Annotated in this window: 9 protein-coding genes; 4 read left to right on the plus strand and 5 right to left on the minus strand. The window is 74.9% G+C overall.

Features of this window, described 5'->3' with window-relative positions:
• Positions 1-438: helix-turn-helix domain-containing protein (locus AB0O00_RS23420; RefSeq protein ID WP_363654792.1), on the minus strand; the 438-nt coding region annotated here is incomplete at its 3' end.
• Positions 439-619: 181 nt separating this feature from the next.
• On the opposite strand from AB0O00_RS23420, the gene def reads away from it, so the two are divergent.
• The 3 genes from def (at position 620) to AB0O00_RS23435 (ending at position 2,562) form a co-directional block, all read left to right on the plus strand.
• Positions 620-1,264: a peptide deformylase gene (def, locus tag AB0O00_RS23425; protein ID WP_363654776.1), complete on the plus strand. Its 645-nt coding sequence runs from the start codon at positions 620-622 to the stop codon at positions 1,262-1,264.
• Entirely contained in the window at positions 1,261-1,959 is a 699-nt protein-coding gene (locus AB0O00_RS23430) for a methyltransferase domain-containing protein (RefSeq protein ID WP_363654778.1), read from the plus strand. Before def ends, AB0O00_RS23430 begins: the two co-directional genes overlap by 4 nt.
• A 69-nt stretch (positions 1,960-2,028) precedes the next feature.
• On the plus strand, positions 2,029-2,562 hold the full coding sequence (locus tag AB0O00_RS23435) for a hypothetical protein (protein ID WP_363654780.1): 534 nt from the start codon (positions 2,029-2,031) through the stop codon (positions 2,560-2,562).
• Positions 2,563-2,656: 94 nt separating this feature from the next.
• Here AB0O00_RS23435 and AB0O00_RS23440 read toward each other — a convergent pair whose 3' ends face one another.
• On the minus strand, positions 2,657-3,262 hold the full coding sequence (locus AB0O00_RS23440; RefSeq protein ID WP_363654782.1) for a TetR/AcrR family transcriptional regulator: 606 nt from the start codon (positions 3,260-3,262) through the stop codon (positions 2,657-2,659).
• Positions 3,263-3,387: 125 nt separating this feature from the next.
• On the opposite strand from AB0O00_RS23440, the gene AB0O00_RS23445 reads away from it, so the two are divergent.
• Positions 3,388-4,131 carry an SDR family oxidoreductase gene (locus AB0O00_RS23445; RefSeq protein WP_363654784.1) on the plus strand — a complete coding sequence of 248 codons (744 nt, stop codon included), beginning with the start codon at positions 3,388-3,390 and terminating at the stop codon, positions 4,129-4,131.
• A 274-nt stretch (positions 4,132-4,405) separates the two neighbouring features.
• Here AB0O00_RS23445 and AB0O00_RS23450 read toward each other — a convergent pair whose 3' ends face one another.
• The 3 genes from AB0O00_RS23450 to AB0O00_RS23460 form a co-directional block, all read right to left on the minus strand.
• Positions 4,406-5,038, minus strand: a complete 633-nt coding sequence (locus AB0O00_RS23450; RefSeq protein ID WP_363654786.1) for a GNAT family N-acetyltransferase — start codon at positions 5,036-5,038, stop codon at positions 4,406-4,408.
• Between the two features lie 70 nt (positions 5,039-5,108).
• Complete coding sequence (locus AB0O00_RS23455; RefSeq protein ID WP_363654788.1) at positions 5,109-6,638, minus strand: SDR family NAD(P)-dependent oxidoreductase; 1,530 nt, start codon at positions 6,636-6,638, stop codon at positions 5,109-5,111.
• Positions 6,639-6,758: 120 nt separating this feature from the next.
• Positions 6,759-8,289, minus strand: a 1,531-nt coding sequence (locus AB0O00_RS23460; protein WP_363654790.1) for a carbohydrate binding domain-containing protein, incomplete at its 5' end; no start/stop codon positions are given.

Consider the following 8,289-nt stretch of genomic DNA (forward strand, 5'->3'; position numbering starts at 1 on the left):
GTCGCGGCCGCGGTACCGGGCGAGCACCTGGCGGACGGCCTCCCCGACGGCCGTCAGCTCGGCGGGCGTCAGGTGGACGACGGCGCTGAACGCGTCGTCGTGCTGCCACTCGGCCGGCGCCTCGGCCCGCCGGGCGAGCCAGCGCCGGTAGCTCTCGTCCTCCAGCCCGCGCGCCAGCTCGCCGAACTCCTCGTCCGCATCCGCGCGTTGGGGCCGCGCCTGCGGCAGTCGCCAGGGCCGTGCCCGGCCGTCGGTCGCCGGCGCCTCCTCGATGAGCCCGTAGCGGGCCAGCTGCCGCAGGTGAAACGAGCAGAGCCCGGAGCTGTACCCGAGTAGCCCGGCCGCCTCGGTGGAGGTGACGGTGCCTCGCTCGGCCAGGAGCTCCAGCAGCGCCGTGCGCACGGCGTGTTCGGGGAGTGCCGCGGCGGCGCGGGCGATGAGGTCTTCCCCGGTCGGTTCGTCGTGCTCGGTCACTTTGTCGTCCTCGGTCACGTGGTCCTCGTCGGTCACTTGGTCCTCCTCGGAACTTTGCAAAGTCTGCTACTTTGCAAAGTGCATCGCAAGCCCGGCACGCGCGCCGACGCGCGGGCCGCCACACCAGCCCTCCGAGGAGCGCCCGATGTCCGACCTGCGCGAACGCCCCGCGATCCGGCGGATCACCGAGATCGGCGAGCCGGTGCTGCACCGGCCGTGCCGCCCGGCCGGCCCCGAGGACTTCGGCAGTCCCGAACTCGCCCGCCTGATCGACGAGATGTTCGCCACGATGTACGTCGCGGACGGCGCCGGGCTCGCGGCCAACCAGGTGGACGTCGACCTGTGCCTGTTCGTCTACGACTGCCTCGACGACAACGGCATTCGCCACGTCGGCCACCTGCTGAACCCCGTCGTCGAACCGCAGGCGCCCGGTCGCCGCCTGCTGGAGGACGACGAGGGCTGCCTGTCGGTGCCCGGCGCCCGTGCGACGCTCGCCCGGCCCGCCCGCGTGGTGGTGCGCGGCTTCGACTGGCGGGGCGGCCCGCGCACGGTCGTCGGCACCGGCTACTTCGCGCGCTGCCTCCAGCACGAGACCGACCACCTCGGCGGCGGCCTCTACGTCGACCGCCTCGCCAAGCGCGACCGCAAGGACGTCCTGCGTCAGACCGCCGACCTCAGGGCGGAGGTCTTCGCCGAGCGCGAGGCCGCCGCCGCGCACGCGAACTGGACGGGACCGGCCGGGACTTGCACGCCTTCCTGTCGCTGCGGCGCGGAAGAATCGTCCGCGTGACCGAACCCGCCGAACCCTCCGAGCCTGCCGAGCCTGCTGAACCCGCCGAGCCTGCCGAACCCGCCCACCTCGCCGCCGTCCGCACGTCCTACGACGCCGTCGCCGACGACTACCTCCGACTCGTCATCCCGCCCGAGGAGTTGGACCCGCTCTCGCGGGCGATGCTGTCCGCCTTCGCCGAGCTCGTCCTGGCCTCCGGCGGTGGTCCGGTCGCGGATCTCGGGTGCGGTCCCGGCCGGGTGACGGCGTACCTGGCCGGGCTCGGGCTCGACGCGTCCGGCGTGGACGTGTCGGACGGGATGGTCCGCACCGCCCGCCGTCTCCACCCCGAACTCCGGTTCGTGGCGGGCCCGATGGGTGCGCTGGAGGTCGCGGACGGCGCCCTCGGCGGCATCCTCGCCTGGTACTCCGTCCACCACACGCCGCCCGCGCACCTGCCCGCGCTGTTCGCCGAGTTCCGGCGCGTCCTCCGCCCGGGCGGCCGGCTGCTGCTCGGCGGCCACGTCGGGGACGCGCACCTGCGCCCGGCCGAGGCGTACGGGCACCCGGTGTCGTACGAGTCGCACCTGGTGCCCGCCGCCCGGCTCGTCGAGCTGCTCACGCGGGCCGGATTCGCCGTCACCACGCGGGTGGAGCAGCCGCATCCGGCGCGGACGGATCGTTCCTACGTCTGTCTCCTGGCGGACGCCGGGTAGCTCTCGCGGGGGAGGGGGTTCGGTCGGGCGGGCGACGTTCCGGCGCCGGGGCGCGGCGAGAGTGGAGCCATGGCGATCACACTTCCCCTGGGTGAGACCGAACGGCCCGTCCCCCGCTGGGCGTTGCGGCTGGCGAAGGCCCTTCCGTTCGTCGTTCTGCCGCACTGCCTGTGGCGGCTCCCGTTCGCGGCCGGCTTCGAGATGGGCACGATCGACCCGCACCGGCCGCCGATGCCGTGGTGGGCGCCGGGTTACGTGATCGGGCTCAGCGTGCTCACGGAGGCGCTCTGCCTGCTCACCCTCGGCCTGGTCGCGGGGTGGGGCGAGGTCTTCCCGCGCTGGGTGCCGTTCCTCGCGGGGTGCCGGGTGCCGCCGCTCGCGGCTGCCGGGCCCGCGGTCGTGGGCGGGCTGGTCCTGCTGGGACTGTTCGACCTCCAGCCGCTCGCCTGGTTCGGCGTGATCGACGAGGTCGGCTACAGCAACGGGTGGTGGCTGGCGCTCGCCCGGGTGTGCGTCAGCCCGGCGATGCTGTGGGGCCCGATCGTGCTGGCCCTGGCCTTCGCCTACTACCGTCGCCGCCGCGGGCCCGTCGCCGTTCGGTAGTCGCCGGGCGGGTGGCCGCCGGGGGCCGTCGGGACGCTTCGCGCAGGAAGTCGGATCGGCCGACTTCCTGCGCACGCGTCGTTCGCGGGGGCCGCTACCGCGCCGCCCCGGTGACCAGCGATTCGGCGAGCCGGCCGGCGGCGTCGGCGTCCAGGGGGGCGTGGCCGAGGAGGAAGCGGTACCAGAAGACGCCGTAGACCTGGTCGACGATCAGGTCGAGGTCGGCGTCCCCGGCGAGCTGGCCGCGCTCGCGCCCGCGGGCGAGGAGCTCGTGCAGGGCCGTTCGGCGGGTCGCGGTGAAGGTCCGCATCAGCTCGGCCAGGTGGGGGTCGCGGGCGGCCTCTCGGACGAGGGTGCGCAGGGCGGAGGCGGTGGCGTCGCGCTGGGCGGCGTCGAAGGTGGTGGCGACGAAGGTGCGCAGGTCGGTGCGGAGGTCACCGGTGTCGGGGCCGGTGACGTCCTGGTCGGCGCGGTCGGTGATGGCGTCGAGGAGCACGGCGCCCTTGGAGGGCCACCAGCGGTAGACGGTCTGCTTGCCCACCCCGGCGGAGCGGGCGATGGCGTCGATGGTCACGGGCGTGCCGTCCGACTCGGCGAGGAGCCGCAGTGCCGCGTCGAGGATGGCCCGGTGGGCGGCCTCGTTGCGACGGCGTCCGGTGTGCGGGCGGGCGGCGCCCGGCCGGGGGTCCGTTGCGTCCATCGGTCGTCCTCTCGTCGTCCGGCGTGCTTCCGGCCGGTCCCTGCCCCCGATTGACAAGACTAACAGTCTCGGCAATCATCATTACCGGAACGGACGGTCTCGACAAGCCGGAAGGAAGCGCCACCATGGGCACCAACTCGAACCTCTTCGCCGGGCAGCGCGTCGTCGTGATGGGCGGCAGCTCGGGCATCGGCGAGGCCGCGGCCGGCGCGTTCGCCGCCGACGGCGCGGAGGTCGTGATCACCGGCCGGGACCGCGAGCGCCTCGACGCGGCCGTCGCCAGGATCGGCGGCAAGACCACCGGCGCGTCGGTCGACGCGGCGGACGCCGGGGCCGTCGCGGCCTTCTTCGCGGAGGGCGGCACCGTCGACCACCTGGTCGTCGCGGTCAGCGGCGCGGCCGGCGCCGGTCCGTTCGCCCAGCTCGACCTGGCCGACCTGGCGCACGGGTTCGACGCCAAGTTCTGGCCGCAGGTCCGGGTCCTCCAGGCGGCCCTGCCGCACCTGCGGGCGGACGGCTCCGTCACCCTCGTCACCGCCGCCTCGGCGCGCGCCGCGATCCCCGGCACCGCCGGACTGGCTGCCATCAACGGCGCGCTGGAGGCGATGGTCCCGCCGCTGGCCGTCGAGCTCGCACCGCTGCGGGTCAACGCGGTGTCGCCCGGCGTCGTCGACACCCCGTGGTGGGACCGGGTCCCGGCCGAGCAGCGCAAGGCCCTGTTCGACGGCCTCGCCGCCACCACCCCGGTCGGCCGGGTCGGCCGGGCCCAGGACGTGGCGCGGGCGATCCACATGATGGCGGCCAACACCTTCGTGACGGGCGTGGTCCTGGACTGCACCGGCGGCGCCAACCTGGCCACCGGCCGCTGAGACGGCGCGGGGCCGGCCGCTGAGGTCGGCCCGCTGGCGCTGTGCTGCTCGGGTTGGCCTGCTGCTGCTGCGCCGCTCGGGTCGGCCTCCTGCTGCTGTGCTGCTCGGGTTGGCCCGCTGCTGCTGTGCTGCTCGGGTCGGCCCGCTGGCGCTGCGCCGCTCCGGTTGGCCCGCTGCTGCTGTGCTGCTCGGGTCGGCCCGCTGGCGCTGCGCCGCTCGGGTCGGCCCTCGGCCGCCGCGCCGCTCCGGTCGGCCCCCGCTGCTGCTGCGCCGGTCAGGCGCGGCGGACGAACCCGGCCAGGAGGCCCCGCAGTTCCCAGCCGAGCGAGGCGTACAGCGCCCGCCCCTCCTCCGTCGCGCCGAGGGCGGCCGTCTCCGCGCCCGCGTCGAGGGCGGCGTCGGTGAGCAGCCGCATCACGGCGCTGCCGAGCCCGCGCCGCCGGTGGGCCTCGTCGGTCTCGATGCGGTCGAACACGGCGAGCGCGCCGCACACCCCGGTGTGGCCGCCGGCCGCGAACTCGCCGGCCGGCGTCAGGATCCGGGCGTGCGCCACGCCGTCGCCGCGCTCGACGTCCGCCGTGTAGCCGGCTGGCAGGCGGACCGGTTCCCGGCGCAGCACGGTCGTCATCATCAGCTCGTCGGCGCTGCTCTCCCAGGCCGGGCCGAGCCGGCCGAGGGTCGGGCCGGGGTCGACGAAGCCCTTGATCCGCGCGAAGGGCCGGTCGGCGGCGGCCCCGGCGGCCCGGACGCTCTCCTCGTCGGTGCGCAGCAGGACGTGCCGCACGGACTCCTTGCCGCGCCCGACGTCCACCCGCAGCCCCCACGGCACCTCGACCGGTGCCGGGCACCGCCGGGCCGCGGCCAGCCCGTGCACCCAGGCGTGCGTCAGTTCGGTGTTCGGCGCCATGTGTTCCCCCCGGAGCGGCGATCGCGATCTCCCGTACCGTACCGGGCCCCGCGGCCGACCGGCCGGGGTTTCACCACGCGGCCTCCCGGTAGTCCTTGAGGAAGACCCCGGACACCGGCGAGCCGGCCTCGCCCCGGACGATCGGGTCGTAGACGCGGGCGGCGCCGTCGACGATGTCGAGGGGCGTGCGGAAGCCGCGGGCGGCGATCCGGGTCTTCTTCGGGGCCGGGTTCTCGTCGGTGATCCAGCCGGTGTCGACGGCGCACATGTGCACGCCCTGGCGGGCGAGTTCGCCGGCGCTGGTGCGGGTGAGCATGTTGAGGGCGGCCTTGGCCATGTTGGTGTGCGGGTGGCCGGCGGTCTTGTTGACGACGGCGAAGCGGCCCTCGACGGCGGTCACGTTGACGACGTAGCGGCGCGGGTGCGGGGAGGCGAGCAGGAGCGGGAGCAGGCGGTCGCAGAGCAGGGCCGGGGCGAGGGCGTTGACCAGCTGGGTCTCCAGCACCTCGGCCGGGTCGAGCTCGCCGAGCCGGGCGGACCACGAGTTGCCGGGGGCGAGGTCGGGCAGCAGGCCGGCCTCGTCGGGCAGGGGCAGCAGGCCGTGGCCGGTGGCCGGGGCGCGGTCGAGCTCGGCGGCGGGCCAGGCGGAGGTGAGTGCGGGCATCGGCCGGAAGCCCGGGGCGTGCGCGACGGCGCGGCGGTCGGCGGCGGGCAGGGCGTCGTGCTCCCCGGCGGCGAGCAGCGCGTACGACTCGGGCGGGCGGCGCAGGGTCTGCGCGGCGTTGTTGATCAGGATGTCCAGCGGCCGTCCGTCGGCGCGCAGTTGCTCGGTGAGCCCGAGCACCTGGCGCGGGTCGCGCAGGTCGATCCCGACGACGGTGAGCCGCTCCCACCACTGCGCGCTGCCCTCGGCGGCGCGGAAGCGGCGGACGGTGTCGTGCGGGAAGCGGGTGGTGACGGTCAGCTCGGCGCCGTCGCGCAGCAGCATGAGGGCGAGCTGGAAGCCGATCTTGACGCGGCCGCCGGTGAGCAGCGCGCGTCGGCCGCGCAGGTCGGTGGTGAGGCCGCGCCGGGCGGTGTTGTCGGCGGCGCAGTCCGGGCAGAGCATGTGGTAGAAGCCGTCGACCTGGCGGTACGGCTGCTTGCAGACGTAGCAGCGGCGCGGTGTCCGCAGCTCGCCGACCGGTACGCCGACCGGTCCGCCGACCGGTTCGCCGGCCTGGGCGAGCGGGGCGTCCTCGCGGCGGTCGCGGGCGCCGGTGGCGGTGGTGGCGAGCAGCGCGTCGTCGGCGTCCCGGAGCGCCTGCTTGGCCTCCTGGCGGCGGCGCTTGCGGCTCTCCATGACGAAGGAGCTGAGCTGGCGCTCGGCGTGCAGGCGGGTGCGGTCGTGCGGCGGCAGACCGCGCAGGCGGCGCAGGGTGGCGCCGAGCGCGGCGAGTTCCTCGGCGGTGACGGCCTCTACGCGGACGGCCTCTACGCGGACGGCCTCCGCGCGGACGGCTTCTGCGCTGACGGCCGCCGCGCTGACGGCCTCTGCGCCCGCGCTCGGGTCGGTCGTCGCGATGTGGTTGAGCTGGTCTTCGTCGTTCCGGACCGTCATGTCCGCCCCCTCGTGCCGTGCAGTGCAAGGGACTGTAATCGACGGCTCTGACGGATGCGCCCTCAATAAATCCGGGGCGCCGGGCAGGCCTTCCGGCCCCGCCGGCGCCCCGGGCCGGACTCAGCCCGTGTACTTCGCGAAGATCTTGGCGAACTCGTACGGCTGCTGCGGGATGTTGGTGCACTTGGCCAGCGAGCCGGTGCACGCGTTGGCGTCGCGGGTGGCGTCCCAGAAGGCCAGCAGGCCGAGGTGGTTCTGCTGGGCGAAGGTCACCAACTGCTGGGCGGCGGCCTGGTTGTAGACCTGGTGGTCGTCGTTCTCGCCGATCATCGGGGTGACGCCGACCATGGCCCACAGCCGGGCGTCGGTCTTCGCCGGGTACAGCGCCTTGAGCTGGCCGAACAGCGCCTGCGCGGCCTGGACGGCGGCGTTGCCGTAGTCGGTGCCGCTCCGGTAGTAGTCCATCGCCATGATGTTCACGAGGTCGACGGCGACGCCCGCGTCCCGGGCCGACTTGACGATGGCGACGCCCTCCGCGGTCAGGCCCTCCGGCAGGACGGGCAGGGTGAAGGACACTTTGAGGCCCGGGTTGGCCTGCTGGAGCTTGGCGAGCGGGGCCGAACGGCGGTCGTTGGAGGCGGTGTCGGCGATCGCGGCGCCCTCGATGTCGAAGTCGACGTAGCGCAGGTTGTAGGCCTTCACGACGGCGTCGTACTCGGCGAACAGCGAGTCCACGGTGGTGCAGGCGGCGGCGAGTTCGGTGCCGCCGGCGCCGCCGAAGGAGAGCTTGACGTCGCCGCCGGCCGCGCGCAGCGCGTCGACTTGGTCCTTGGCCCAGCCGGTGCGCGGGTCGTAGGCGTTGAACCAGCTGGCCTTGCAGCCGACGCCGGTGACGAAGCCCATCGTGTAGCCCTTGAGGTTGCCGGCCTTGGCCATGTCGGGCATGGCCGGCGTGGGCCAGGCGCCCATGTCTATGTAGGGGGCGACGGGCAGGGCGACGTTCGGCGGCGGGGTGGTCGGCCCGCCGGTCGGCGTGGCGGTGGGGGTGCCGGTGGGCGTCACCGTCGGCGTGGCGGTCGGGGTGGGGCCTCCGCCGCCGGGCCCGGTGAGCGTGACGTCGTCGGCGAGGTAGGCGCCCTGCCCGTACCAGCCGTGCAGGTAGACGGTGACGCTGGTGGTGTTCGGACCGGTGGTGAAACTGGTCGACAGCTGCTGCCAGTTGGCGCCGCCGGGGGTCCAGGTGGCCGGGTCGGTGACGCCGTTGCCGGTGGCGCCGAGGTACACGTACTGGCCCTGCACCCAGGCGCTCAGCGAGTACGTCGTGTTGGGCTGCACGCCGACGGTCTGTCCGCACTGCGCGGTGTCGCTCGCGCTCGCCGCGCCCTTCAGCGCGTACGTGCCGCTGTGCGCACCGGAGTTGACGATGCTGCCGGTGCCGCCGGAACAGCTCCAGGGGTTCAGCGAGCCGCTCTCGAAACCGGCGTTGGCGAGCAGGTTGGTGTCGGCGGCGCCGGCGTTCCCGGCGAGGGCGGCGAGGCCGCCGGCGGCGAGCGCGGTGGCCGCGGCGAGGCTCAACAGCTTGGTGCGGCCTGGGGACCGGCGGTGCGCGGGGGCGTCGTGGGGCGCGCTGGGCATGGGGGTGCCTCTCGGG

This window comes from Kitasatospora sp. NPDC093558 (assembly GCF_040683475.1).
Lineage (GTDB): Bacteria > Actinomycetota > Actinomycetes > Streptomycetales > Streptomycetaceae > Kitasatospora.

Excerpts from the sequence above, each read along its gene's own strand:
- def (WP_363654776.1), top strand. The coding sequence starts at position 620 with ATGTCCGACCTGCGCGAACGCCCCGCGATCCGGCGGATCACCGAGATC.
- AB0O00_RS23440 (WP_363654782.1), bottom strand. The coding sequence starts at position 3,262 with ATGGACGCAACGGACCCCCGGCCGGGCGCCGCCCGCCCGCACACCGGA.
- AB0O00_RS23450 (WP_363654786.1), bottom strand. The coding sequence starts at position 5,038 with ATGGCGCCGAACACCGAACTGACGCACGCCTGGGTGCACGGGCTGGCC.
- AB0O00_RS23435 (WP_363654780.1), top strand. The coding sequence starts at position 2,029 with ATGGCGATCACACTTCCCCTGGGTGAGACCGAACGGCCCGTCCCCCGC.
- AB0O00_RS23445 (WP_363654784.1), top strand. The coding sequence starts at position 3,388 with ATGGGCACCAACTCGAACCTCTTCGCCGGGCAGCGCGTCGTCGTGATG.
- AB0O00_RS23455 (WP_363654788.1), bottom strand. The coding sequence starts at position 6,638 with ATGACGGTCCGGAACGACGAAGACCAGCTCAACCACATCGCGACGACC.